We start from the raw sequence: 26,037 nt of genomic DNA on the forward strand, positions 1-26,037 counted from the left end.
CGCGCGGTCGCGCCGCCCGCCAAGCGCCTGATGCTTGCCGACGCCAGCCCCAAGCTCTCGCAGGTTACGGTCGTTGTCGTCACGCACAACAGCCGTCATTGCCTGTCGGCGCAAAAGCCACTGTTGGACGCCTGTCCTCACGTGATCGTGGTTGACAACGCCAGCGAGGACGACACCGTGGAACGGGCACGGGGCTTATGGCCGCACGCTCAGGTGCTGGCGCTGCCGCGCAACCTTGGTTTCGGCGCCGCCAACAACCGGGCGATGGAGCGCGTCCAAACCGAATGGGCGCTGTTGTTGAACCCCGATTGCACGCTGGAACCAGCCTGCCTTGAACGGCTGCTGCAATGGTCGCAGGTCTGGCCCGAAGTCGCTGTGCTGGCGCCCCAACTGGTGGACGCCCGCGGGCGGCCTCAGGTGAACTACCGCTGGGCGCCGCTGAGCTGGCCTGGCCGCGGCGGGCCGGCTGAAGGCCCCGTCTGCGTCGGGTTTGCGTGCGGCGCAGCGCTGCTGCTGCGCCGCTCGGCGGTGCCGCAGCCGCTGTTTGACGAACGCTTTTTTCTCTACTACGAAGACGACGATCTGTGCCTGCGGCTGTTTCAACGGCGCTTGCCGATCATCGTCGTCCCTGACTGCCGCGCCCAGCACCGCTCGCGCGGCTCGGTGCGCACGCGCTGGCCGTGGCGGGCGGAAATGCGCCGCGGCTACCATCATGTTCAGTCCAAACTGACCTTCACCGCCAAACATCGCGGATTGGCTGCGGCCCGACGGGGACGCCGCAGGCTGCTGTTGGCGACAGTGCTAAGCCTGCCGCTGCGTTTGCTGTTGCTGCATCCTAAGGGGATGGCGCGAGCGTGGGGGCGGCTGCGTGGGCTTTGGCAGTGGCAACCTCATGACGACCTCCTCCACCCCAACCGGTCGGCCTACCTTGTGCGTGGCCGTGCTGACCCTCAATGAGGCCGCGCGCATCGAGCGCTGTCTGCGCAGCGCCACTTTCGCCGATCAATGGCTGGTGGCCGACAGTGGCAGCACCGACGACACCTGCCAGCGTGCCGCCGCGCTGGGCGCAGATGTGCATGTGTTTGCCGACTGGCAAGGCTTTGCCCAGCAGCGCAACCGGCTGCTTCCCTTCATCCGCACCGATTACGTGCTGTGGCTTGACGCCGATGAAGTGATTCCTGACTCGCTGCGGGATGAGATCCTGGCGTTGCTGCAAACCCGTCCAGAACCTTTTGTCGGACGCATCGCTTGGCTTGAACATGCGTTTGGGCGGCCCCTGACGCATTTTCAGCGCCGCGGACTGCCGCGGCTGTTTCCCGTCGCCGAACTGGTCGGATTCGAAGGGGTGGTGCACGAGGGCCCGCTGTTGAAGCGCCGGCTGCCGGTGGTGGAGCTGCGCGCCCCGCTGCACCACCACTCGCGCGAGACAGTCTACGACAGCCTGCGCAAGCTGGCGCAGTACACGCAACTGGGTGCCGCCAAGCGGGCCCAGCGCGGCCAACGCGGCGGGGTGCTGCGGGGTCTCGCTTCGGCCAGCGCGATGTTCATTCGCTTGTATGTGTTTCGGCGTGGCTTTACCGGAGGGGGGGCTGGCTTCTTGTTCTGCCTGCTGATCGCGCTGGAGTGCCTGTTCCGCTACGCTGCCCTGGCTTACGACCGTGATCACCTGGAAACGTTGGCCAAGCGCTGAGGCGCTGCTGTGGCTGCCGCTGTTGACCGCCACCGCGCTGGCGCCTGCGGTGCCCAAGATGATGGGCTTGGCCTTGTTGCTGGCCTGGTTGCTGGCTTGGGTGCAAGCCAGGCGCCAGCCTGCGAGTTCCTCACTGCCTTCAGCCTGGCGACAGGCTTTGGCCGTAGCCGCCCTATTGATCGGACTGCGGTTGCTGGCGGCGGCCTGGCACGGCGATGGCTTGGCTGAGCGGCACTGGGAGCTGAAGTGGCTGATCACGTCGCTGGCCCTTGCGGTCGTGCTGCGCCGACCTGGCGGGCCCGAGTGGCTCTTGCGGCACGCCGCGACGCTTTGGGTCGGCACGCTGACCGCCATGGCGACGTTGGGCATGGCTGTGGCGCTGGTGGTGGAGCGAAAAGATTTGGTCACCAACGCCATTCCTTGGGCAAATGTGATGGGTCTGGTGACCTTGGCGTTGCTGGCCCAAGCGCTGCACAGCCCCACTTCACGCCTGCGCTGGTGCGCCGGATGGGGAGCCACTTGCGCCAGCGTCGCAATCATGGCTTCGCACACGCGAGGGGCTTACACAGCAGTGGTGCTGACACTGCTGGCCTGGAGCTGGCTGCTGTGGCAACGGGTCTTGCATCAGGCGCGTTGGGGGGCGCTGCTGGGGATTGCTGCTTTGGTTTTTGCGATGAGCTCAGCCCCATGGATGCAAGAAGCCGTCCAGCACCGCTGGCTGCAAAGCGTCGAAGAATGGCGCGCCGTTCACCAGCAAGCTCCGACCGCCTCGGAAACCTCGGTGGGCGCGCGGGTGCTTCTATGGCAACACGCCTGGACGGCCGTCCAAAGCGAGCCTTGGAGGGGGGTCGGCATCGAAGGTCGGCGGGCCTTGATTCGCCAGTGGGCCGATCTACATGACTCCGCCACGCTGCGCGCGCTGGGGCATGTGCATCATGAATACCTGCACGCCTGGCTCGACCACGGCCTGGCCGGACTCGGGGCGGCGTTGGCCATGGTGGCGGTGCCGCTGGCGTTGGCGTTCAGGAGCCGATCTATGGATCCAGCCACGCGCTGGACGCTTGTCGGCTGGGCCGTGGTGGTCGGCGTCAGCGGCCTGACCAATGTGAACACGGCCCACAACTACTACACCAGCGGAATATGCCTGCTATGGCTGCTGCTGGCGATGCTGCAGGTGCAACCCAACCTCGGGCGTTCAGCCGCGAGCCCCAGCCTCGCCGACGGTCAGCCACGCGCTGCCGCTGCGCCGCGTCACGACACGATGTAAGCCGCCGCCCCCGTCGCCAGCAGCCGGCCGTCCAGCCCCTGGAACGCCATGCGGGTGGAGGCCACGCGTGAGCCGAGGCGCAGCACCTCGGCCTCCAGCAGAAAGCCCTCGCCGATGGCCGGGCGCAGGTAGTCGATGCGCAGGTCGATGGTGCCGAGCTTGGCGAAGCGCTGCAGGCGCTGCGGCACCGGCTCGTCGAGGTGGCGTGCGCCGATCGCCGCCATCACCGCCAGGCCCCCCATCGCGTCCAGCGCCGCGCTGATGACACCGCCGTGCAGGCGGTTGTAGGCGAAATGGCCGACCAGCTCCGGCCGCATCGCGATGCGGGCGGTGACGCGATCGGCCGCGATGCCGGTGACCTGCAGGCCCAGCACGCGGTTGAAGACGATGCGCTCCTCGAAGATCTCGCGCACGCCGGCGATGAAGTCCGGCTCGAACGTCACCGGCGTGCCCGGAGGATGGATGATGCGCGTCATGGGATCGGCTCCAAGTCGGGGGCGTCCCCGGCACTTGCGGTCCGTGCCGCCGCCCCGCGGCAGCGGCACCGGGCGCGACGGTCACGGGGGCGCCCGGGTCAGCAGCGGCTGAAGTCGGGGGTGCGCTTTTCGAGGAACGCCGCGAACGCCTCCCTGGCCGCCGGCTCGCGCAGCATGCGCGCGAAGACCGCTCCCTCCTCGGCCATGCGCTGCAGCACCGCCGGCTGCTGCGCCCCCTTCATCAGGCGCTTGGTCTCCACCAGCGAGGTGAGCGGCTTGGCCGCGAGCTTGCGCGCCACCTGCTGCGCGTGGGCATTGACCTCGCGCGGCGGCAGCACGCGGTTGACCAGCCCCAGCTCCAGCGCCGTCTCGGCGTAGATCGGTTCGCCCAGCAGCAGCGCCTCGGCGGCTCGGTGGTAGCCGAACATCTGCGGCGCCAGCAGGCTGGAGGCCCCTTCGGCGCACAGGCCAAGGTTGACGAACGGCATCGAAAACGCCGCGTTGTCGCCGGCGTAGACCAGGTCGCAGTGGAACAGCAGCGTGGTGCCGATGCCGACCGCCGGGCCGCAGACCGCCGCCACGAGCGGCTTCGGGAACGTGGCGATCGCGCGCAGGAAGCGAAACACGGGGCTGTCGGTGCCCGCCGGCGGGGCCTGCAGGAACTCCTCGATGTCGTTGCCGGCGGAAAACATCCCCTCCTGGCCCTGGATCACCGCCACCCGCACGGCAGCGGCATCCACCGCGCGCTCCAGCGCGTCGGCCAGCGTCGCGTACATCGCGCTGGTCAGCGCGTTCTTGCGCTGCGGGCGGTTGAGCGTCAGCGTCAGCACCCCGTCCTCGGTGTGCTGCAGGATCTCGGCGTTGGCGTTCATTGGCGCTCTCCTCGGCGCGCCATCATACGCGCTCGAAGATGCCGGCCGCGCCCTGCCCCATGCCGACGCACATCGTCACCATGCCGTAGCGCAGGTCGTGGCGGCGCAGCGCGTGCACGACGGTGGCGGAGCGGATCGCGCCGGTGGCGCCCAGCGGGTGGCCCAGCGCGATGGCGCCGCCCATCGGGTTGACCTTGGCCGGATCGAGCCCGAGCTGGTTCATCACCGCCAGCGACTGCGCGGCAAACGCCTCGTTGAGTTCGATCCAGTCGAGGTCGTCCTGCTTGAGGCCCGCGGCCTTGAGCGCCGCCGGGATGGCCTCGATCGGGCCGATGCCCATGATGTGCGGCGGCACCCCGCGGCTGGCGTAGGCGACGAAGCGCGCCAGCGGCTTGAGGCCGAAGCGCTGGATGGCCGCCTCGCTGGCCAGGATCAGCGCGCCGGCGCCGTCGGAGGTCTGCGAGCTGTTGCCGGCGGTGACGCTGCCCAGGCCCGTGGCGGTTCGGTCGGCGCGCCACGGCGTGGCAAACACCGGCTTGAGCTTGGCCAGCGCCTCCAGGCTCGTGTCGGCGCGCGGCCCCTCGTCGAGCTCGACGGTGCGGCGGCTGAGGCGCACCTCGCCGGTCTCGGGGTCGAAGCTGCGCTCCTCCACCTCCACCGGGGTGATCTCGTCGCGGAACTCGCCGGCCTGCTGCGCGCGGATGGCGCGCTGGTGCGACTGCAGCGCGAATTCGTCCTGCGCCTGGCGCGACACCTTCCACTGCTGCGCCACCTTCTCCGCGGTCAGGCCCATGCCGTAGGCGATGCCGTAGTCCTCGACGTTGCCGAGGTTGGCGAAGATGCGCGGGTTGAGGCTGGGCGTGTTGCCCATCATCGGCACCATGCTCATGCTCTCCACGCCGGCGGCGATCATCACGTCGGCCTCGCCGACGCGGATGCGGTCGGCCGCCATCTGCACCGCCGACAGGCCCGAGGCACAGAAGCGGTTGACGGTGATGCCGCCCACGCTCTTGGGCAGGCCGGCCAGCACCGCGCCGACGCGCGCGACGTTCAAGCCCTGCTGCGCCTCGGGGATGGCGCAGCCGCAGATCACGTCCTCGATGGCGGCGGGGTCGAGCGAGGGCACCTGGACGAGTGCGGCGCGCAGCGCGTGCGCCAGCAGGTCGTCGGGCCGCGTCTGGCGAAAGCAGCCTTTGTGCGATTTGCCGATCGGCGTGCGCGTGGCCGCCACGATGTAGGCGTCTCGAAGGGTCTTCATGTCCGATCGTCTCCGCGGTCAGTTGCGCAGGGGCTTGCCGTCGTTGAGCAGCGCCAGGATGCGCGACTGCGTCTTGGGCTGCACGATGAGCGCGCAGAACGCCTCGCGCTCCAGTTTCATCAGGTAATCCTCGGTCACGCGCGTGCCGGCCTCGACCTCGCCGCCGGTGACCACGTGAGCGATGCGCTGCGCGATCTCGAAGTCGTAGGCGGTGATGAAGCCGCCGTCGCGCAGGTTGACGAGCTGGCCGAGGATGGTGGCCTTGCCGCTGCGCCCCGCCACCGCGAACGGCTGCTTCAGCGGCGCCCGGTAGCCGGCCTCGTGCATCGCCTGCGCGGTGCGCAGCGCCACGAACAGCAGCTCGTCGCGGTGCGGCACGATGAGGTCGCTGTCCAGCAGGTAGCCGAGCTTGCGGCTTTCCAGCGCGCTGGTACCCACCGTGGCCATCGCCGCGGCCTTGAAGCCCTCGGTCAGGAACGGCAGCAGGTCGGTGCCGGTGCTGGCGCGGGCGTTTTCCGCCGCGCGGCGGGCGATGTAGGTGAGCCCCCCAGCCCCGGGGATCAGGCCCACGCCGACCTCCACCAGGCCCATGTAGCTTTCCATGTGCGCCACCCGGCGCGCGCAGTGCACCGCCAGCTCGCAGCCGCCGCCCAGCGCCATGCCGCGCACCGCGGCCACGGTGGGCACCTGGGCGTAGCGCAGCCGCAGCATGACGCGCTGCATCTCCGCCTCCACGGATTCGATCGCCTGCACGCCCATCGCGGCAAACGCCGGCAGCGTGGCCTGCAGGTCGGCGCCGACCGAAAACGGCTCGTCGCCCGACCACACCACCAGGCCCGCAAAGCGCGCCTCCGCTTCCTCGACCGCACGGTCCAGCCCCTCCACCACCGCCGGGCTGATGGCGTGCATCTTGGTCTTGAGGCTGGCGATCAGCACGTCGTCCAGCCCGGGGCGCGGCAGCGTCCACAGGCGGATCGCGTCGTCCTCGTAGATCGTCGCGCCGTCGGTGCGCCAGTCCGGCCCGCCTTCACCGAAGACGCGCTCGCGGTAGAGCTGGCGCGCGTGCACCGGCAGCGTGCGCGGCGGCTCGAAGCGGCCGGTGGCCGGGTTCCACGAGCCCTCCGGCTGGTGCACGCCGCCGCGTTCGGCCACCGGGCCTTCGAACACCCAAGCCGGCAGCGGCGCCGAGCACAGCGCGCGCCCGGCGTCGATGTCCTCCTGCACCATGCGCGCCACCTCCAGCCAGCCGGCCTGCTGCCACAGCTCGAACGGGCCCTGCTGCATGCCAAAGCCCCAGCGCATCGCCTGATCGACGTCGCGCGCCGTCTCGGCGATCGACTGCAGGTGCAGCGCCGCGTAGTGGAAGCCGTTGCGCAGGATCGCCCACAGGAAGCGCCCCTGCGGCCCCTCGGCGTGGCGCAGCAGCTTCAGCCGCTCGGGCGCGGGTTTCTTGAGCATGCGGCCGTAGACTTCGTCGGCCTTGGCCCCGGCGGGCACGTAGTCGCCGCTGGCCAGATCGAAGCGCAGCACGTCGCGCCCGACCTTCTTGTAGAAGCCCGCCTTGGTCTTCTGCCCCAGGTGACCCTTGTCGAGCAGCGCCTGCAGCACCCTGGGCGTCTCGAACGTCGGATAGAACGGATCCGTCTCGGGGCTGAGCTGGGTCTGCATCGTGCGGATGACGTGCGCCAGCGTGTCCAGCCCCACCACGTCGGCGGTGCGGAAGGTGCCGCTGGAGGCGCGCCCGAGCCGCTTGCCGGTCAGGTCATCGACGATGTCGAAGGTCAGGCCATGCCGCTCGGCCTCGATCATCGTCGACAGCATCCCCGCAATCCCGATGCGGTTGGCGACGAAGTTGGGCGTGTCCTTGGCGCGCACGACGTTCTTGCCCAGCGTCGTCGTGACGAACGCCTCCAGCGCGTCGAGCACGTCGGCGCGCGTCTCGGGCGCGGCGATCAGCTCCACCAGCGGCATGTAGCGCGGCGGGTTGAAGAAGTGGATGCCGCAGAAGCGCGCCCGCAGCGCCGCCGGCAGCGGCTCGGCGAGCTGCCGGATCGGCAGGCCGGAGGTGTTGGTGGCCAGGATGGCGTGCGCGGCCAGGTGCGGCGCGATGCGCGCGTAGAGCTGGTGCTTCCAGTCCATGCGCTCGGCGATCGCCTCGATGACGAGGTCGCACTCCGCGAGCAGCCCCAGGTGCTCGTCGTAGTTGGCCGGCCGGATCAGGTCGGCCTCGTCGGCCACGCCCAGCGGGCTGGGCTTCATTTTCTTCAGGTTGGCAATCGCCTGGCGGGCGATCGCGCTCTTGTCGGCGCCGTCCTTGGGCAGGTCGAACAGCACCACCGGCACGCGCACGTTGACGAGATGGGCGGCGATCTGCGCACCCATGACGCCGGCGCCGAGCACGGCCACGCGTCGGATCAGGAATCGGGACATGGTGGGTTTTCCCTCGCGGAATTCGGAAACGGGGTGAGGCGCGCTCAGGGCACGCGCACCCAGGTCTGCGTGCGACCGATGAACAGGATGGAGCCGCGCACCTCCAGCTTGGCGCCGCCCTCCACCGGGGTCAGGCGCACGTGGTAGGTCTTGCCGCTTTCGGGGTCGAGGATGGTGCCACCCTCCCAGACCGCCTTGCCCGGCACCTGCCGCACGCCGCGGATGATCTCCAGCCCGACGATCGGCAGATCCTTGCGGTCGTCGGTGCAGGCGGTGCAGCGGCGGTTGGGGTCGGCGCCCTTGCGCAGCAGCTTCTCCACGCGGCCCGTCAGCACGCCGTCCTGCTCGGTGATGACGACCTCGCTCTTGACCTCCTTGGTCTCGTCGTCGATGGTGTGCCAGCGGCCCACGGGGGTCATCTGGGCCCAGGCGGGCAGGACGGCGGCCAGCAGCGCGCTGGCCACGGCGGTGCGGATGGACATCGGTCGTCTCCTCATCGTGACAGGCGCGGATCGCCTCAGCGGGCGTCCACGCCCAGCGCCTCATCGGTGTCCAGCAGCGCGGCCACGCCGCTGCGCGCCTGGCGCATCAGCGTGGCGGTCTCCGGGAACAGCCGGGCGAAGTAGAAGCGCGCCGTCTGCAGCTTGCCGCGGTAGAACGGATCGGTGCTGCCGGCGGCGATGGCCTTGAGCGCCACCGCGGCCATGCGCGCGAAGAAGTAGCCGAACACCAGATGCCCGGCCACGCGCAGGTAGGGCACCGCCGCCGCACCTGCCTCGTCCGGGTTCTGCAGCGCCTTGAAGCCGATCTCGGTGGTGAACTTGGTCATCTGCTCGGCCAGTTGCGCCAGCGGGTTGATGAACTCGCTCATCCGCTCGTTGACGCCCTCCTCCTCGATCAGCTGCTGCACCAGCTTGCCGAACTTCTTCAGCGTCGCGCCCTGGTTGGCCAGCACCTTGCGCCCCAGCAGGTCCAGCGCCTGGATGGTGTTGGTGCCCTCGTAGATCATGTTGATGCGGGCGTCGCGCACGAACTGCTCCATGCCCCACTCGCGGATGTAGCCGTGGCCGCCGAACACCTGCAGGCACTCGTTGACGGCGATGAAGCCGTTGTCGGTCAGGAACGCCTTGGCGATCGGCGTCAGCAGCGCCAGCAGCTCGGCGCTGTCCTGGCGCTCTTTCTCGTCGGGATGGTGCAGTTCCTTGTCCAGCAGCAGCGCGCAGTAGCTCAGCAGCGCCCGCCCACCCTCGGCGTAGGCCTTGGCCGTCAGCAGCATGCGGCGCACGTCCGGGTGGACGATGATCGGGTCGGCCGGCTTGTCCTTGGCCTTCGGGCCGGAGAGGCTGCGCATCTGCAACCGCTCCCTGGCGTAGGCCAGCGCGTTCTGGAACGCCACCTCGGTCAGGCCGACTGACTGGTTGCCCACACCCAGGCGCGCCGCGTTCATCATCACGAACATCGCCTGCAGGCCCTTGTTCGGCTGGCCGACCAGCGTGCCCACGGCGCCATCCAGGATCATCTGGCAGGTGGCGTTGCCGTGGATGCCCATCTTGTGCTCCAGGCCGCCGCAATGGATGGCGTTGCGCTCGCCCAGGCTGCCGTCCGGGTTGACCTTGAACTTCGGCACCACGAACAGGCTGATGCCCTTGGTGCCGGCCGGCGCATCGGGCAGGCGCGCCAGCACCAGGTGCACGATGTTGGCGGCCAGGTCGTGCTCGCCGGCGGAGATGAAGATCTTCTGCCCGGTGAGCTTGTAGGTGCCGTCGGGCTGCGGCTCGGCCTTGGTGCGCAGCAGGCCGAGATCCGTGCCGCAGTGCGGCTCGGTCAGGCACATCGTGCCGGTCCACTCGCCGCTGGTCAGCTTGGGCAGGTACAGGCGCTTCTGCTCCTCGGTACCGTGCGCGTGCAGGCACTCGTAGGCGCCGTGGCTCAGGCCCGGGTACATCGTCCACGCCTGGTTGGCGCTGTTGAGCATCTCGTAGAACGCCGAGTTGACGACGAACGGCAGACCCTGGCCGCCGTAGGCGGGATCGCAGCTCAGCGCCGGCCAGCCACCGGCGACGTACTGTTCATAGGCGGCCTTGAAGCCGGCCGGCGTCGTCACGGCATGGGTGACCGGGTCGAGCTGGCAGCCCTGCGCGTCCCCGACCTGGTTGAGCGGAAACGCCACCTCGGCGGCGAACTTGCCGCCCTCTTCCAGCACGGCGTTGAGGGTGTCGGCGTCGAGGTCGGCGTGCGGCGGGCAGACCTTGAGCTCGTCGACGACGTTGAGCACCTCGTGCATCACGAACTGCAGGTCGCGCAGGGGGGGCTGGTACTGGGGCATCGCGGATCTCCTTGTGGCGAAACGGGGTCGGGACGAAAGACGGGCACGGCGCTTCAGGGCCGGGCCTGGTAGCGCGCGATCAGGTTGTCGAAACCGGTGCGGGCTCGCTGCAAGCTGTCGGGATGTCGCAAAAAACGCGCTTCGTAATGCAGCGCCAGGATCAGGCCGTGGATCTCGAAGGCCACCTGCGCCGGGTCGGCGTCGGCGCGCAGGTGGCCCTCGTCGATGGCCAGCTGCACCGCCTTGCGCACCGCGGCCTGCCAGGTGTTGACGGTGTCCACCAGCGCGTCGCGCACGGCGCCCGGGCGGTCGTCGAACTCCACCGCACCGCTGATGTAGATGCAGCCCGAGTCGATCTCCAGCGACGTCTGGCGCATCCAATGGTCGAACAGCGCGCGCAGCCGCGGCAGCCCGCGCGGCGCGCTCAACGCCGGACGGAACACGTCGCGCTCGAAGCGCGCGTGGTATTCGCGCACGACGGCGATCTGCAGCTCCTCGCGCGAGCCGAAGTGCGCGAAGACGCCGGACTTGCTCATGCCCATCAGCTCGGCGATGGCGCCGATGCTCAGGCCCTCCAGCCCGACATGCGAGGCCAGCCCGAGCGCCGCGTCGATGATGGCGGCCTTGGTCTGCTGTCCCTTGTGCGGGGTGCGGCCGGCGCTGCGGCCGCGGGCGCGGACCACCGTGGGGGCAGAGTCGGTTTCGGCCATGCAAGCCTCCAGAAAAAACGAACGTTCGTTCTATTCTAGAGGCGAAGCGGGCGCTGTCAATCCCTGGCACTCAGGGATTACCCGTACCTCGACGTCGGGCCGGACAGGGAGCCATCGCGGCGACGGCCCGACACCTCGCGGCCGCACCGGCTGGCGCGTCAGTGCGAGCGGATCATCGTACCGAAGGGCTGGTCACCCAGCACCTCCAGCAGGATCGCGTGCGGCACGCGCCCGTCGATGATGTGCACGGCCTTGACGCCGCTCTTGGCCGCATCCAGCGCGCCGGCGATCTTGGGGATCATGCCGCCGCTGATGGTGCCGTCGGCCACCAGCTCGTCGATGCGCCGCGGGGTGAGCTCCGCCAGCAGCTGCCCCTCCTTGTCCAGCACGCCGCGGATGTTGGTCAGCATCAGCAGCTTTTCCGCCTGCAGCACGGTGGCGAGCTTGGCCGCCACGACGTCGGCGTTGATGTTGTAGCTCTCGTTGTGCTCGCCAAAGCCGATCGGGCTGACCACCGGGATGAACTGATCCTCCTGCAGCGCGCGCACGACGCCGGGATCGATCGAGACGATATCACCGACCTGGCCGACGTCGTGCTCGACGCTGGGGTCGTTGAGATCGACCATGCGCAGCTTGCGCGCGCGGATCATCGCGCCGTCACGTCCGGTCAGTCCCACGGCCTTGCCGCCGGCGCGGTTGATCAGACCGACGATGTCCTGCTGCACCTCGCCCGCGAGCACCCACTCGACCACCTCCATCGTCTCGGCATCGGTCACACGCATGCCCTGCACGAAGCGGCCTTCCTTGCCCAGGCGCTTGAGCAGCGTCTCGATCTGCGGGCCGCCGCCGTGCACCACCACGGGGTTGATGCCGACGAGCTTGAGCAGCACCACGTCCTCGGCGAACGCCGCCTGCAGCTCGGGGTCGGTCATCGCGTTGCCGCCGTACTTGATGACCATCGTCTTGCCGTGGTAGCGGCGGATGTAGGGCAGCGCCTGCGCCAGCACTTCGGCGCGGTCGCGCGGCGCCAGGTGGGAAAGGTCGCGGGAAGTTGGGCTCATGATGTTGGTTCGCGGTTAGGATCGCGGTCGGGCATTCGGCGGAGGTCATTGTGCCGCAAGAGATCGAGCTCAAGTACGCGCTGCCCGGACTGGACGGCGCCACGGCGCTGCAGCGGCTGCGGCGACATCCTTTGCTGCGGCGGCGCACGATGCAGCGGCTGCGCCTCATCAACCGCTACTTCGACACCCCGGACGGCTGGCTGCGGCAGCAGCGCTGTGCGCTGCGGCTGCGCGCCACGCTGGATGTGGACGCCGATGGCCGGTCGCTGCCGGGCGGTGCGCGCTGGGAGCAGACGCTGAAGACCGCCGGCGAGGGCGGCGGCGCGCTGAGCGTGCGCGGCGAGTGGACCACGCCGCTGACGCGCCCGCGCCTGCAGTGGCAGGCCTTGCAGGCCACGCCGCTGGGGGCGCTGGAGCAGGCGCCGGCGCGCCTGCGCGAACTCGTGGCCGTCTCGGAGACGCGCTGCCTGCGCACGACGTGGGTGCTGCACCTGCGCGGCGGCGCGGTGGTGGAGGTGGCGCTGGACGAGGGCGAGCTGCGTGCCGGCCGGCGCCGCGCCCCGCTGCTGGAGCTGGAGCTGGAGCTGCTGCGTGGACAACCCGAGGCCCTGCTGGCCGTGGCGGATCAGCTGGCGCAGACGCTGCCGCTGCTGCCCGCGCGCGCCAGCAAGGCCGAGCAGGCGCAGCGCCTGGCTGACGGCACGCTGCTGGCGCCGGTGCGCGCCGCCGTGCCGCGCCTGCCGGCCGGTGCGACGCCGCTGCAGGTGGCGCATGCGGCGCTGGCCGACGCGCTGGGTCAGCTGTGCGACAACCTGGCCGCCGCGGCGCGCGCCGACGACCCCGAGCTGATCCACCAGGCGCGCGTGGGCTGGCGGCGCTGGCGCAGCGTGCTGCGGCTGGTGCGACCGTGGCTGCCCGCCACGCCGCCGGACACCGCCGCGCTGCACCCGCTGCTGGAGACGCTGGGCGCGCTGCGCGATCTGGACGTCGCGCGCACCGAAACGCTGCCGGCCTGGTGCGCCGCGTTCGTGGAGGACGCCGCCGTCCACCCGCAGCGCCAGCGCGCCGTCCGCACCGCCTCCCGCCGGCTGGAGGCGGCCGCGCGGCACGCGCGCGCCACCCTGCGGCAGCAGTTGGCCGAGCCAGCCATCGCCGGCGCGCTGCACGCGCTGGGGGCGTGGCTCGTCACCCTGCCGCCTCAGGGCGACGCGGTGGAAGCTGCATGGGCCTTCGAGCGACTGCAGCGCTGGCATGCGCGCCTGAAGCGCCAGCTCAGCCAGCACGCGGCCGCGCCGGCCGAGGCGATGCAGGCGCTGCACGCGGCGCGGCTGCTGGCCAAGCGGCTGCGCTACGCCACCGAGGCGGCCAGCGGCGCCCTGCCCGCGCGGGCGATCGAGCGCGCACAGCGCTGGCAGCGGCGCGCGCGCGGCTGGCAGGAACGGCTCGGGCGCTGGCGCGACACCCTGCGCGCCGCCGAGCTGCTGCAGCAGCTGCGGGCCGATGCGGCGCTGGTGGGCTTCCTGCGCGGCGTGGCGGCGGCCACGCATCCGCTGCGGTCGATGGACTGACGGCGCCGCCGGCGCAGGAACCGCGCCCGCGACGGCGGGCTCCAACCCGTCAAACCCCTTTCCGCATCATGGTCACTCCCCCCACCGGCCCCCATGCCGCTCCCACCCCACCCTGGCACGCGCAGGCGGCCGAGGAGGTGCTGGCCGCGCTGGCCAGCCAGCCGCGCGGGCTGACCACGGCCGAGGCGCAGGCGCGGCTGCAGCGCCATGGCCCCAACCGCCTGGCCGAGGCGCCTGCGGTGCCGCTTTGGCGCCGTCTCGTGCGCCAGTTCAACAACCTGCTGATCATCGTGCTGCTGGTGGCCGCCGCCATCACCGTCGCCCTTGGTCACGGCGTGGACGCGGCGGTCATCCTCGCGGTGGTCGTGCTCAACGTCACGATCGGCCTGGTGCAGGAGGGCAAGGCCGAGCGGGCGCTGGCGGCGATCCGGGCGCTGCTCGACCCGCATGCACAGGTCTGGCGCGACGGCCAGCTGGTCGAGACCGACGCGGCGCACCTCGTGCCGGGTGACGTCGTGCAGGTGGCGGCCGGCGATCGCGTGGCGGCCGATGTGCGCTGGTTGCGCGCGCACGATCTGCAGATCGACGAAGCCGCGCTGACCGGTGAATCGGTGCCGGTGACCAAGAGCGTGGAGGCGGTGGCGCCCACGGCCGAGCTGGGTGACCGCCACGGCATGGGCTACGCCGGCACGCTGGTGACGCGTGGCCAGGGCGTCGGCGTCGTCGTCGCCACCGGCATGCGCACCGAGATGGGCCGCATCGGCCGCCTGCTGCAGAGCGTCGGCGAGACCACCACACCGCTGGTGCGGCAGATGGCGCAGCTGGGGCGCTGGATCACGCTGGCGGTGCTGGCGGCAGCGGCCTTGCTGTTCGGCTTTGGCTGGGGCGTGCGCGGGCTGCCGGCCGTCGACACCTTCATGGCGGCGGTGGGGCTGGCGGTGGCGGCGATCCCGGAGGGGTTGCCGGCCATCCTGTCGGTGACGCTGGCCATCGGCGTGCAGCGCATGGCGCGGCGCCGCGCCATCGTGCGCCAGCTGCCGGCGGTGGAGACGCTGGGCTGCGTCACGGTGATCGGCTCGGACAAGACGGGCACGCTGACACGCAACGAGATGACCGTGCAGGCCGTGGTGCTGGCCGGTGGCACGGTGCACGTGGAAGGCAGCGGCTACGCCCCGCAGGGAGCCCTGCTGCGCGACGGGGCGCCGCTGCAGCCGGCCGAACTCTGGCGCGAGGCACCGGCGCTGCTGGCGCTGGCGGAGGGGGCGGCGCTGTGCAACGACGCCGAGCTGGTGCCCACCGAGCAGGGTGACTGGCACCTGAGCGGCGACCCCACCGAGGGCGCGCTGCTGACGCTGGCGATGAAGGCCGGGCTGCAGCCGCGCCAGTTGCGCGAGGAGCGAGCGCGCGTGGCGGTGCTGCCGTTCGAATCCGAGCGCCGCCTGATGGCCACCGCGCACGCCGAGGGGGACGGTGCGGTGCGCGTCTGGGTCAAGGGCGCGCCGGAGGCGGTGCTGGCGCGCTGCACGCACGTGATGGGGCCGCAGGGAGAGCCGGTGGCGCTGGATGCGGCCTGGTGGCAGGCCCAGGCCGAGGCGCAGGCGGCGCAGGGGCGGCGCGTGCTGGCGGTGGCCACCGCGACGTGGCCGGCCGCGCGTGCGCTGACGCATGAGGCGATCGACGGCGGCCTGGTGCTCGTGGGGCTGGTCGGCATCATCGATCCGCCGCGGCCGGAGGCGGTGACGGCCATCGAGCAGTGCCGCCAGGCCGGCATCCGCGTCATCATGATCACGGGCGATCACGTCGTGACCGCGCGGGCGATCGCCGCGCAGCTGGGCCTGGGCGCGCAGCCGCGCGCCTTGGCCGGACACGAGATCCAGGCGATGGACGAGACGGCGCTGCGCCGCGCGGTGCGCGAGGTGGACGTGTTCGCCCGCGCCGCCCCCGAACACAAGCTGCGCCTGGTGCGCGCCCTGCAGGCCGAGGGGCACGTGGTGGCGATGACCGGCGACGGCGTCAACGACGCCCCGGCGCTCAAAGCTGCCGACGTCGGCGTGGCCATGGGCCACAAGGGCACCGAGGCGGCCAAGCAGGCCGCCGCGATGGTGCTGACCGACGACAACTTCGCCACCATCGCGCACGCGGTGGAGGAAGGCCGCACCGTCTACGACAACCTGCGCAAGGTGGTGACCTTCCTGCTGCCGATCAACGGCGGCGAGTCGATCTCGCTGCTGATCGCGGTGCTGTTCGGGCTGGCGCTGCCGATCGCGCCGGTGCAGATCCTGTGGGTCAACATGGTCAGCTCGATCGCGCTGGCGATGGTGCTGGCGTTCGAGCCGACCGAAGCCGACGTGATGCGCCGTCCGCCGCGGCCGCCGCGCGAGCCGATACTGACCGGCTTCGTGCTGTGGCGCATCGGGCTGGTGTCGGCGCTGTTCGCCGCCGGGATCTTTGGCGTCTACAAGGGCGCGCTCCTGGCCGGGCACGAGCCGGCGCTGGCGCAGACGCTGGCGGTCAACACGCTGGTGGCGATGGAAGTGTTCTATCTGTTCAGCGTGCGCTACCTGAAGGCACCCTCCTTCAGCTGGATCGGCGTGCGCGGCACGCCGCGCGTGCTGGCCGCCGTCGGCACCGCCTGCGCGCTGCAACTGGCCTTCACCTACGCGCCGTTCATGCACACGTGGTTCGGCAGCGCGCCGCTGCCGCTGCCGTGGCTGGCGGTGAGCGCCGGCATCGGCCTGGCGGTGCTGCTGGTGCTGGAGCTGGAAAAGGCCGTGCTGCGGCGCCATCGGCGCTGAGCGGCCAGTCCGGCCGGCGCGCCGACGCAGGAACCGTGCGCGGGCGCCTCGAGACGCCTGCCGGCAGGCTCGGCGCGTTTCAGAGCTCCACGTCGGCGTAGATCTCGTCCAGCGACAGCGTGCCGTCGACGCACGGCAGCTCGATGGCGCCGTCGGCGTAGCCTTCCAGCACCCAGTCGCGGCTGCGCCGGTACGCCTCGACCCAGCGGCGGTCCTGCGCCACCACGAGGTAAAGTTCCATGCTCGGGACCCGCTGGTAGGCGAGCAGCTTTTCGCGCCGGTCGATGCGTTCGGTATGCTCCGACAGCACCTCGACGATCAGGCAGGGACGGTCGACGTGGTAGTCGGCACGGTCACGAGGGTCGCACGCCACCATCACGTCGGGGTAGTAGTAGACCTCCTGCCCGCCGTAGTCGATCCGTACCTTCATGTCGGCCACGAATACCTGACACCCGTGGCGGCGCGCCCGCGGCAGCAGGGCGTGCGCCGTGGCCATCGCGATGCGGTTGTGGGTGCGGCTCGCGCCCACCATGGCATACACCCTTCCGGCCACGTATTCGTGGCGCACGTCGCTGACGAGCTCGCCCTGCAGATAGTCCTCGGGCGACAGCCAGGTTTCGGGGCGGGCCAGGGCGGTCATCGGACACTTTCCTCGGGGTTGCGGCTGCAGGGATGATAACGACAGCCCCAGCCGCTTACAATGCGGCGCTTTTGCCCAGCCTCTGGATCCACACCACGAACCGCTGCGAGCACCGCCATGACGACGAAGAAGGTCTTCATCCGCACCTTCGGCTGCCAGATGAACGAGTACGACTCGGCCAAGATGGCCGACGTGCTGGCCGCCGCCGACGGCTACGAGCTCACCGACGACCCCGAGCAGGCCGACCTGATCCTCTTTAACACCTGCTCCGTGCGCGAGAAGGCGCAGGAAAAGGTCTTCTCCGATCTCGGGCGCGTCAAGCATCTGAAGAAGAAAGGCGTGCTGATCGGCGTCGGCGGCTGCGTCGCCAGCCAGGAGGGCGAGGCGATCATCCAGCGCGCGCCCTACGTCGATGTGGTGTTCGGCCCGCAGACGCTGCACCGGCTGCCGGAGCTGCTGCGCCAGCGCCAGCGGCAGGCGCGCCCGCAGGTGGACGTGAGCTTTCCCGAGATCGAGAAGTTCGACCACCTGCCGCCGGCGCGCGTGGAGGGTGCCTCGGCCTTCGTCAGCATCATGGAGGGCTGCAGCAAGTACTGCAGCTACTGCGTGGTGCCGTACACGCGCGGCGAGGAGGTCTCGCGCCCGCTGCAGGATGTGCTGGTGGAGGTGGCGGGCCTGGCCGATCAGGGCGTCAAGGAGGTGACGCTGCTGGGCCAGAACGTCAACGCCTGGCGCGGCGAGGATGGCGAGGACTTCGCGCTGCTGCTGGAGTGCGTGGCCGAGATCCCCGGCATCGAGCGCATCCGCTACACCACCAGCCACCCGAACGAGTTCACGCCGCGCCTGATCGAGGCCTACGCCCGCATCCCGCAGCTCGTCAGCCACCTGCACCTGCCGGTGCAGCACGGCAGCGACCGCATCCTGATGGCGATGAAGCGCGGCTACACCGCGATGGAATACAAGAGCACGGTGCGCAAGCTGCGCGCGGTGCGGCCGGACCTGAGCCTCTCCAGCGACTTCATCGTCGGCTTCCCCGGCGAGACGGAGGAGGACTTCGCCAAGCTGATGCGGCTGGTGGAGGACGTGGGCTTTGACGCGAGCTTCAGCTTCATCTTCAGCCCGCGGCCCGGCACGCCGGCGGCCAACCTGCCGGACGACACGCCGCACGACGTGAAGCTGAAACGCCTGCAGACGCTGCAGGCCGCGCTGCAGGCCAGCGCCGAGCGCATCAGCGCCAGCCGCGTCGGCACCGTGCAGCGCATCCTGGTCGAAGGCCCGTCGAAGAAGAACGCGCAGGAGCTGATGGGCCGCACCGCCTGCAACCGCATCGTCAACTTCGACGGCGGCCCCCACGGCCAGCGCCTGATCGGCCAGATGATCGACGTGCGCATCACGCAGGCGCTGCCGCACTCGCTGCGCGGCGAGGTGGTGGTGCGTGAGGCGGCCAGCGCCTGAGCCGACGTCTGCCGCCGTCGCGACCCGCTTCGGCTCGGCGCGCCGGCGCCTTGCCGCCACCCCCGTGGTCGGAGCCCGCGCGGGCGCACGGGCAAGGTCGCCGTTCAGCCGGCCGGAGCGGTCGGCGCGGCCTTCAGCCCCTTCGGCAGCGGAAAGCGCATCGTCTCCACCGGCCCCTCCAGCCGCCGCACCGCCGTGGCGCCCAGCGCCTTGAGCCGCTGCACCACCCCCTGCACCAGCGCCTCGGGCGCCGACGCGCCGGCGGTGACGCCGACCCGGCAGGCGCCGTCGAACCAGGCGTCCCGCAGGCCGTCGGCATCCTCCACCATGTGGGTGCACACGCCCAGCCGCTCGGCCAGCTCGCGCAGGCGGTTGGTGTTGGAGCTGCTCGGGCTGCCGACGACGATCACCACGTCGACCTCGCGCGCCAGCAGCTTGACGGCATCCTGCCGGTTCTGCGTCGCGTAGCAGATGTCCTGCTGCTTGGGCTCGCGCAGGTTCGGAAAGCGCCGCCTGAGCACCGCCACGATCGCGGCGGTGTCGTCGACGCTGAGCGTGGTCTGCGTCACCACCGCCAGCCGCTCGGTCTGCGCCGGCTGCACGCGCTCGGCGTCCTGCGGCGTCTCGATGAGATGGATGCCGCCGTCGACCTGCCCCATCGTGCCCTCGACCTCGGGGTGCCCGGCGTGGCCGATCAGGAAGAACTCGTAGCCCTCACGGCGCAGCTTGGCCACCTCGACGTGCACCTTGGTCACGAGCGGACACGTCGCATCGAAGATGCGCAGCCCGCGGCGCTGCGCCTCGGTCTGCACCGCGCGGCTGACGCCATGCGCGCTGAAGATCAGCACCGCGCCCGGCGGCACCGCGTCCAGCTCCTCCACGAACACCGCCCCGCGCTGGCGCAGATCCTCCACCACGTGGCGGTTGTGCACGATCTCGTGCCGCACGTAGACCGGCGCCCCGAAGCGCGCCAGCGCCCGCTCCACGATCTCGATCGCGCGGTCGACCCCGGCGCAAAAGCCACGCGGCTCGGCCAGCACCACCTCCTGCAGCGCCATCGTCACAGCACTCCGATGATGCGCACCGTCAGACGCACCGCCTGCCCGGCCAGCGGATGGTTGAAGTCGACGCACACCGCACCATCGTCACGCAGCGCGCGCACGGTGCCGGCGTAACTGCCCTGCCCGTCCGGCGTCGGAAACTGCAGCACATCGCCGACCGCGAACGTCTGCCCCGCCGCGCCCAGCTCGTCGAGCAGCCGGCGCGCCACCCACTGCACACGGGCCTCGTCGCGCGGGCCGAACGCCTCGCCGGCGGCGAGCTCGAAGGTCGCCTCGGCCCCCTCCGGCAGGCCGAGCAGCCGCTGCTCCAGCGCCGGCGCCAGCTGCCCGTCGCCCAGCGAGAGCGTGGCCGGCTGGGCACCGAAGGTGTCGATCAGCACGGTCCCGTCGGCTCCGGCGAGCCGGTAGTGCAGCGTGACGAACGCCCCGGGGCCGACGACGGCCGGGGAGGAGGACTCGGCGGCCGGGGCGGCCGCGGTAGACTCGTGCGACATCGGCTTCGATTGTAGGACGAGGGAGGAGACCCCATGGTGCGCGAACTGCCGCCGCCGGCACGCCCGCGCGAGAAGCTGCTCACCCGCGGTGCGCAGACGCTGGCTGACGAGGAGCTGCTGGCCCTGCTGCTGCGCACCGGGCTGCGCGGTCAGCCGGTGCTCGCGTTCGCGCAGGCGCTGCTGCAGCGCTTCGGCGGCCTGGCCGGCCTGCTGCAGGCCACGCCGACCCAGCTGGCCACCGTCAAGGGCCTGGGGCCGGCCAAGCGCGCCGAGCTGCTGGCGGTGTTCGAGCTGGCACGGCGCGCCTTGTCCGAGCGGCTGCGCGAGCGCCCGGTGCTGGAGTCGCCGCAGGCGGTGGCCGAGCTGCTGCGACTGCAGCTCGCCGACCGCGGTCACGAGGTGTTCGCGGTGCTCTTTCTCGACACCCAGCATCGCCTGATCGCGCTGGAGGAGCTGTTCCGCGGCACGCTGAATGAGACCAGCGTCTATCCGCGCGAAGTGGCCCTGCGCGCGCTGCACCACGGGGCGGCCAGCGTCATCCTGGCGCACAACCACCCGAGCGGCGTGGCCGAACCTTCGGCCGCCGACGCCGCGCTGACGCAGCGCCTGCGCTCGGCGCTGGCGCTGCTGGACGTGCGCGTGCTCGACCACTTCGTCGTCACGCGCGGCGGCTGCACCTCGCTGGCGGCGCGCGGCCTGCTGTAAGCCCGCCGGCCTGCGCCCGCCAGCGCGATGCCGTACGATGCGCGCCGCGATGAAAGTGCACACGCTGGCCGACCTGAAGCAGCTGCGCCGCGAGATGCAGCGCCGCGCCGAACAGGAGGCTGCCGCGCGCGCGGCGGCGGAGGCGGCGCGCCGCGCCGCGCTGGAGCGCGCCGAGCACGAGCGGCGGCTGTTCGAGCGCGCCGTCGGCCCGGTGCAACGGCTGCGCCCGCACGGGCGGGTCGAACACGCGCCACCCCCGCCGCCGCCCTGGCCGCGCCAGCGCCAGCTGGACGAGCGCGCGGTGATGCGCGAGGCGCTCAGCGACGCCTTCGACGTCGAGACGCTGCTGCACACCGACGAGCACTTGAGCTTTCGCCGCCCCGGCCTGGGGCCGGACGTGGTGCGCCGGCTGCGCCGCGGCGACTGGGCCATCCAGGCCGAGCTGGATCTGCACGGCCTGCGCACCGACGAGGCGCGCGAGCGGCTGGGCGGCTTCATCCGCGACGCGCACCGGCAGGGCCTGCGCTGCGTGCGCGTGGTGCACGGCAAGGGCCTGGGCTCACCCGGCAAGACGCCGGTGCTCAAGGGCCGCGTGCACGGCTGGCTGGTGCAGAAGAGCGAGGTGCTGGCCTTCGTGCAGGCGCGCCCCGCCGACGGTGGCGCCGGCGCCCTGATCGTGCTGCTGCGCGCCACCAGCCACGGCCGCGCCTGAACGAAGCCGCGCCGAGCTCAGGGCGGGGCCTCGCGCAGCGTGCGCACCACCGGCGTGTGCAGCACACCGCGCAACGTCCACCAGCCGGCCAGCAGCGCCAACCCCGCGCCAGCCAGCGTCCCGGCCGCAGGCAGCCACCACGCCGGCCGCCAGTCGAAGCGGAACACCCCGTACGCCAGCGCCGCGGCCAACGCCAGCGCCGCGCCGGCGGCCACCAGGCCCGCCAGCGCCCCCAGCCCGGCCAGCTCCGCGGTCTGCATGCGGCGCAGCAGCGCCGCATGCGCCCCCAGCGCCCGCAGCACCGCCACGTCACGCTGGCGCTGTGCGCGCGTGGCTCCCACGGTGGCCAGCAGCACCACCAGCCCAGCCGCCAGGCTGAACAGGAACAGGAACTCCACCGCCGCGATCACCTGCCCCAGCACCCGCTGCACCTGCGCGATCGCGGCGCTGGTGTCGACGCTGGTGACGTTGGGAAAGCGCGCCAGCAGCGCGCGGTCGAAGCCGGGCCGCGTCGGCGCCCGGAAGGCGGCGATGTGGGTGTACGGAACGTCCGACGGCAGCGCCGCCACCGGAAACAGCACGAAGAAGTTCACGTGCATGGAGGCCCAGTCCACGCGGCGCAGGCTGGTGATGCGGGCGCGGTGCACGGTGCCGGCGATGTCGAACGCCAGCTCGTCGCCCAGCCGCAACCCGAGCTCCTGCGCCAGCCCCGTCTCCACGCTGGCCGCGCCCGCCTCATCCTCCACCCAACGGCCGGCCGCCACCGGGTTGTGCGGCGGCCGCTCGGCGCTGTAGGACAGGTTGAACTCCCGCTCCACCAGCCGCTGCGCGCGCGCGGCCGCGTAGTCCTCGGGCCGCACGGGCCGGCCGTTGACCTCGACCAGCCGGCCGCGCACCATCGGGTACCAGTCGTAGCGCTGCACGCCCGCCTGCGCCAGATGCGCGCGAAACGCCTCGGCCTGATCCGGCTGGATGTTGATGACGAAGCGGTTCGGCGCATCCGGCGGCGTGGCCGCGCGCCAGCTGTCGATCAGGTCGGTACGCAGCAGCACCAGCAGCGCCAGCGCCATCAGGCCCACGGCCAGACTGGCCACCTGCACCATCACGTGACCCGGGCGGGCCACCAGCTGGCGCGTGGCCAGCCGCCACCATGCGGGGCCGGCGTCGCGCCGCAGCAGCCAGCGCAGCAGCGCCAGCGCCACCCACGCCGCCGCGGCGAACAGCAGCAGCGCCAATGCGAAGCCCGCCACCGCGATGCCGCCCAGCGCCACGTCACGGCTGGCCAGCAGCAGCAGCGCCGCCAGCCCGGCCGCCCCGGCCCCCACCACCGCCAACGCCGCCGGCCGCGGCGCACCGACGTCGCGCCGGATCACGCGCAGCGGCGGCACGCGCGCCAGCTGCAGCACCGGCGGCAGGCCGACGGTGAGCATGAGCGTCAGCCCCACGCCCAGGCCGAGCAGCAGCGGCAGCGGCCCGGGCGCCGGCAGCGCCACCTGCAGCAGCCCGCCCAGCCACCACGCGAACACGAAGTGCACCGCCCAACCGATCAGCAGCCCGGCCAGCGCCGCCGCCAGCCCCGCCAGCCCGAACGCCACCGCGTACGCGCGCGCCATGGTGCGCTGCGGCAGTCCGAGCACGCGCAGCAGTGCGCAGTCGTCCAGGTGCCGCAGCGCGTACTGGCGCGAGGCCACCGCCACCGCCACCGCCGCCAGCAGCGCCGCCAGCAGCGCCACCAGACGCAAAAACTGCTCGGCGCGCTCGAGCGTCTGCTGCAGCTCGGGTCGGCCCGACTCCAGGCTCTCGAGGCCGGCGCCGCGCTCGTCGGTGGTCTCCAGCCGCTGCTGCGCCCAGGCCTGGAAGCGGCGCACCGCGGCGTCATCGCCCGCCACCACGAGGCGATACTGGATGCGGCTGGCCGGCTGCACCAGGCCGGTGGCCGGCAGGTCGTCGGCACGGATCAAAACCCGCGGCGCAAACGTCAGGAAACCGGCGCCGCGGTCAGGCTCGAACACCAGCAGCCGCGCCACCGTGAAGGCCCGCTCGCCGAGCCACAGCCGCTCGCCCAGACGCAGGCCCAGCACCTCCAGCAGCGCGACGTCCACCCACGCCTCGCCCGCGGCCGGCACGCCATCGGCCGGCGCGCCCTCCCCGTCGGCCGGGTCGGTGGACGTGCGCAGCTGCCCGCGCAACGGATAGCCCGGCTCCACCGCCTTCAGCGACACCAGCCGCACCTCGCCGCCCTGCGTCGCATCGGCGCGCGCCATCGTCGGGAAGGTCAGATGCTGCGTCAGCGCCAGCCCCAGCGCGCGCGCCTGCTGCGCATACTCGGGTGGCAGCGGATGGTCGCTGCGCAGCACCAGGTCGCCGCCCAGCAGCTGGCGCGCGTCACGCTGCAGCCCGCCCTGCAGGCGGTCGGCGAAGAAGCCCACCGCCGACAGCGCCGCCACCGCCAGCGCGATGGCCAGCAGCAGCACCGTCAGCTCACCGGCACGCGCATCGCGCACCAGCGCGCGCCAGCCCAGCGCCCAGGCCGACGGCACGGTGCGGGCCGGAGCCGCCGGCGCGGCGGGCACGGCGCAGGGTTCCAGGGCGTCCCGGACGGAGGTCACCACGCCTGCCCGATCCGCCGTGCCGTCATTTGGTTCCGAAGATGCGATCGCCGGCGTCACCCAGGCCCGGCACGATGTAGCCGTGGTCGTTGAGGCCGCGGTCCACCGCCGGGGTGTAGATCGGCACGTCCGGGTGGTGGGCGTGGAAGTTGGCGATGCCCTCCGGGCACGCCACCAGGCAGACGAAGCGGATCGAGCGCGGGTTCAGGCGCTTGAGCAGATCCACCGCTGCCACCGCCGAGTTGCCCGTGGCCAGCATCGGGTCGAGCACGATGACGTCGCGCTCCTCCATGCCGGAGGGCATCTTGAAGTAGTACTCGACCGGCTTGAGCGTGACCGGGTCGCGGTACAGGCCGATGTGGCCGACACGGGCGCTGGGCAGCACCTCCAGCATGCCGTCCAGAAAACCGTTGCCCGCGCGCAGGATCGAGGCCAGCACGGTCTTCTTGCCGTCGATCATGCGGCCGGTGGTCTTCTCCAGCGGCGTCTCGATCTCGACCTCGTGCGTCGGCATGTCGCGCGTGACCTCGTAGGCCAGCAGCGCACTGAGTTCATGGATCAGCTGCCGGAAGGTCTTGGTGCTGGTGTCCTTGCGCCGCATCAGCGTCAGCTTGTGCTGCACCAGCGGGTGGTCGATCAGATGGACGCGTCGCAAACCGGGATCTACGCTCATGACGGCGGAGTATCCCACACGAGCCGCTGCGGGTGCGTGTAGCACAGGAAGCGCGTGTGCGTGGCGCGGCCGATGGCGCACAGGCCCAGGCGCTCGGCCACCTCCAGCCCCATCTGCGTGATGCCGCTGCGCGACACGACGATCGGCACGCCCATCTGCGCGGCCTTCAGGATCATCTCGCTGGTCAGGCGCCCGGTGGTGTAGAAGACCTTGTCGTCGCCGCGCAACAGCGCGCCGCCCTGCAGCCAGGCCCAGCCGGCGATGGTGTCCACCGCGTTGTGGCGGCCGACGTCCTCGACGAAGATCAGCAGCTCCTCACCCCGGAACAGCGCGCAGCCGTGCACCGAGCCGGCGCGCTTGTAGACCGAGTCCTGCTCGCGCATCGTGCGCAGGATGGCGTACAGCTGCGACTGGCGCAGGCGCGCGCCCGGGTCGAGCCGGATGGCGTCGACCGCCTCCATGACGCTGGCGAACACGCTGCCCTGCCCGCAACCGGTGGTGACGATGCGCTGCGCGGTGCGCGCCTCGAGCTCGGGCAACCCGGCGCGCGTGCGCACTGCGGCGGCACCGACGTCCCAGTCGACGGTGATCGACTCCACCTGCTCCGCCGACTCGATCAGCCGCTGGTTGCGCAGGTAGCCCAGCACCAGCCACTCCGGATGCGCACCCAGCGTCATCAGCGTGACGAGTTCGCGCTTGTCGACGTAGACGGTGAGGTCGCGCTCGGCCGGGATCTGGATCGTGCGGCGCTGGCCGAATTCGTCGACCACCTCCACCGCCCGCGTCAGCGGCGCGGCGGCCGCCGACAGGCGCGGCGGGCACACCGCAGCCGGCAGCGGCGAACCGAACGAGGCCGGCTCAGTCAGCCACATGGCGCGCGCCGCCTCAGGACTTCTTGGCCGACGCGGCGGCAGGAGCCGGCGCGGCCGCCGGCGCACCCGGCGCCGCAAACGGTCCCGGATCGGTGCAGGCCGGAGCATTGGCCGGTCTGGCTGCCTGCGGATGCTGCTTGAAGTAGTGTTCGGCGGCGCGCTCGGCGGCCTTGCAGGTCTTGAAGGCGTCCACCTTGGCCTGGTGCGCCGCCTTGGCCCTGGCCAGCTCGGCGGCGGCCTTTTGCTCTTCGGTCAGCTGGGGTGCCGGCAGCTTGGCCCAGGCCCCCCCGGCCGCCAGCGCCGCCGCCAGCAGCGCAAGACGCCACGAACGGATCGCGTGCCTCATGGTCGTGTTCCTCCTTG

General features: G+C 71.6%; 23 protein-coding genes. 8 read left to right on the forward strand and 15 right to left on the reverse strand.

What is annotated here, in order from left to right:
• Positions 1-30: 30 nt before the first annotated feature.
• Genes Tsedi_RS07360 through Tsedi_RS07370 form a run of 3 tightly spaced genes read left to right on the forward strand, consistent with a single transcriptional unit; the run spans position 31 to position 2,957 of the window.
• Entirely contained in the window at positions 31-957 is a 927-nt protein-coding gene (locus Tsedi_RS07360) for a glycosyltransferase family 2 protein (protein ID WP_143895186.1), read from the forward strand.
• Complete coding sequence (locus Tsedi_RS07365; RefSeq protein ID WP_342781097.1) at positions 935-1,690, forward strand: glycosyltransferase family 2 protein; 756 nt, start codon at positions 935-937, stop codon at positions 1,688-1,690. Before Tsedi_RS07360 ends, Tsedi_RS07365 begins: the two co-directional genes overlap by 23 nt.
• Complete coding sequence (locus Tsedi_RS07370) at positions 1,659-2,957, forward strand: O-antigen ligase family protein (RefSeq protein ID WP_143895190.1); 1,299 nt, start codon at positions 1,659-1,661, stop codon at positions 2,955-2,957. The genes Tsedi_RS07365 and Tsedi_RS07370 overlap by 32 nt, the downstream gene beginning before the upstream one ends.
• Here Tsedi_RS07370 and Tsedi_RS07375 read toward each other — a convergent pair.
• From Tsedi_RS07375 to argB, 8 genes are all read right to left on the reverse strand, one after another.
• Entirely contained in the window at positions 2,942-3,433 is a 492-nt protein-coding gene (locus Tsedi_RS07375; protein WP_143895192.1) for a thioesterase family protein, read from the reverse strand. The two genes, Tsedi_RS07370 and Tsedi_RS07375, sit on opposite strands and share 16 nt — an antisense overlap.
• 98 nt (positions 3,434-3,531) lie before the next feature.
• Entirely contained in the window at positions 3,532-4,305 is a 774-nt protein-coding gene (locus Tsedi_RS07380) for an enoyl-CoA hydratase (RefSeq protein WP_143895194.1), read from the reverse strand.
• A gap of 22 nt (positions 4,306-4,327) precedes the next feature.
• Positions 4,328-5,563, reverse strand: a complete 1,236-nt coding sequence (locus Tsedi_RS07385) for an acetyl-CoA C-acyltransferase (RefSeq protein ID WP_143895196.1) — start codon at positions 5,561-5,563, stop codon at positions 4,328-4,330.
• A gap of 18 nt (positions 5,564-5,581) precedes the next feature.
• A complete protein-coding gene (locus Tsedi_RS07390; RefSeq protein ID WP_143895198.1) occupies positions 5,582-7,993 on the reverse strand; it encodes a 3-hydroxyacyl-CoA dehydrogenase/enoyl-CoA hydratase family protein in 2,412 nt (803 codons plus the stop codon).
• 44 nt (positions 7,994-8,037) lie between these two features.
• Entirely contained in the window at positions 8,038-8,475 is a 438-nt protein-coding gene (locus Tsedi_RS07395; RefSeq protein WP_246099214.1) for a DUF2147 domain-containing protein, read from the reverse strand.
• 35 nt (positions 8,476-8,510) lie between these two features.
• Complete coding sequence (locus Tsedi_RS07400; protein ID WP_143895202.1) at positions 8,511-10,319, reverse strand: acyl-CoA dehydrogenase C-terminal domain-containing protein; 1,809 nt, start codon at positions 10,317-10,319, stop codon at positions 8,511-8,513.
• 53 nt (positions 10,320-10,372) lie between these two features.
• The gene (locus Tsedi_RS07405) at positions 10,373-11,029 is read right to left on the reverse strand and encodes a TetR/AcrR family transcriptional regulator (RefSeq protein ID WP_143895204.1); all 657 of its coding nucleotides are present in this window, start codon (positions 11,027-11,029) and stop codon (positions 10,373-10,375) included.
• Positions 11,030-11,187: 158 nt separating this feature from the next.
• Positions 11,188-12,090, reverse strand: coding sequence for an acetylglutamate kinase (gene argB, locus Tsedi_RS07410; RefSeq protein WP_143895206.1), 903 nt, complete (start codon positions 12,088-12,090; stop codon positions 11,188-11,190).
• 50 nt (positions 12,091-12,140) lie between these two features.
• Between argB and Tsedi_RS07415 the strand changes: the two genes are divergently transcribed.
• Both Tsedi_RS07415 and Tsedi_RS07420 read left to right on the forward strand, forming a co-directional pair.
• A complete protein-coding gene (locus tag Tsedi_RS07415) occupies positions 12,141-13,658 on the forward strand; it encodes a CYTH and CHAD domain-containing protein (protein WP_143895208.1) in 1,518 nt (505 codons plus the stop codon).
• A gap of 68 nt (positions 13,659-13,726) precedes the next feature.
• Positions 13,727-16,453, forward strand: a complete 2,727-nt coding sequence (locus Tsedi_RS07420) for a cation-translocating P-type ATPase (protein WP_143895210.1) — start codon at positions 13,727-13,729, stop codon at positions 16,451-16,453.
• Between the two features lie 79 nt (positions 16,454-16,532).
• Here Tsedi_RS07420 and Tsedi_RS07425 read toward each other — a convergent pair whose 3' ends face one another.
• Entirely contained in the window at positions 16,533-17,093 is a 561-nt protein-coding gene (locus Tsedi_RS07425; protein WP_143895212.1) for a Uma2 family endonuclease, read from the reverse strand.
• A gap of 117 nt (positions 17,094-17,210) precedes the next feature.
• Between Tsedi_RS07425 and miaB the strand changes: the two genes are divergently transcribed.
• Positions 17,211-18,548 (forward strand): tRNA (N6-isopentenyl adenosine(37)-C2)-methylthiotransferase MiaB, encoded by a 1,338-nt coding sequence (miaB, locus tag Tsedi_RS07430; RefSeq protein ID WP_143895214.1) that lies wholly within the window; start codon positions 17,211-17,213, stop codon positions 18,546-18,548.
• Between the two features lie 104 nt (positions 18,549-18,652).
• Here the strand turns inward: miaB and ispH are convergent, their stop codons facing one another.
• Both ispH and Tsedi_RS07440 read right to left on the reverse strand, forming a co-directional pair.
• The gene (gene ispH / locus Tsedi_RS07435) at positions 18,653-19,606 is read right to left on the reverse strand and encodes a 4-hydroxy-3-methylbut-2-enyl diphosphate reductase (RefSeq protein ID WP_143895216.1); all 954 of its coding nucleotides are present in this window, start codon (positions 19,604-19,606) and stop codon (positions 18,653-18,655) included.
• Positions 19,607-19,608: 2 nt separating this feature from the next.
• On the reverse strand, positions 19,609-20,103 hold the full coding sequence (locus tag Tsedi_RS07440) for an FKBP-type peptidyl-prolyl cis-trans isomerase (protein ID WP_143895217.1): 495 nt from the start codon (positions 20,101-20,103) through the stop codon (positions 19,609-19,611).
• A 33-nt stretch (positions 20,104-20,136) separates the two neighbouring features.
• Between Tsedi_RS07440 and radC the strand changes: the two genes are divergently transcribed.
• Entirely contained in the window at positions 20,137-20,808 is a 672-nt protein-coding gene (gene radC, locus Tsedi_RS07445) for a RadC family protein (RefSeq protein WP_143895219.1), read from the forward strand.
• Positions 20,809-20,857: 49 nt separating this feature from the next.
• Positions 20,858-21,520 carry a Smr/MutS family protein gene (locus Tsedi_RS07450; protein WP_246099215.1) on the forward strand — a complete coding sequence of 221 codons (663 nt, stop codon included), beginning with the start codon at positions 20,858-20,860 and terminating at the stop codon, positions 21,518-21,520.
• A 17-nt stretch (positions 21,521-21,537) separates the two neighbouring features.
• On the opposite strand, the gene Tsedi_RS07455 is transcribed toward Tsedi_RS07450, so the two are convergent.
• The 4 genes from Tsedi_RS07455 to Tsedi_RS07470 all read right to left on the reverse strand — a co-directional run bounded on the left by Tsedi_RS07455 (position 21,538) and on the right by Tsedi_RS07470 (position 26,020).
• Positions 21,538-24,093 carry an ABC transporter permease gene (locus Tsedi_RS07455; protein ID WP_143895363.1) on the reverse strand — a complete coding sequence of 852 codons (2,556 nt, stop codon included), beginning with the start codon at positions 24,091-24,093 and terminating at the stop codon, positions 21,538-21,540.
• Positions 24,094-24,154: 61 nt separating this feature from the next.
• Positions 24,155-24,802 (reverse strand): uracil phosphoribosyltransferase, encoded by a 648-nt coding sequence (upp, locus tag Tsedi_RS07460; protein WP_246099216.1) that lies wholly within the window; start codon positions 24,800-24,802, stop codon positions 24,155-24,157.
• Positions 24,799-25,674 (reverse strand): formate dehydrogenase accessory sulfurtransferase FdhD, encoded by an 876-nt coding sequence (fdhD, locus tag Tsedi_RS07465; protein ID WP_143895223.1) that lies wholly within the window; start codon positions 25,672-25,674, stop codon positions 24,799-24,801. The genes upp and fdhD overlap by 4 nt, the downstream gene beginning before the upstream one ends.
• A gap of 13 nt (positions 25,675-25,687) precedes the next feature.
• The gene (locus tag Tsedi_RS07470) at positions 25,688-26,020 is read right to left on the reverse strand and encodes a hypothetical protein (protein ID WP_143895225.1); all 333 of its coding nucleotides are present in this window, start codon (positions 26,018-26,020) and stop codon (positions 25,688-25,690) included.
• Positions 26,021-26,037: the final 17 nt, after the last annotated feature.

Source organism: Tepidimonas sediminis, from assembly GCF_007556605.1.
In the GTDB taxonomy this organism is placed as follows: Bacteria; Pseudomonadota; Gammaproteobacteria; order Burkholderiales; family Burkholderiaceae_C; genus Tepidimonas; species Tepidimonas sediminis.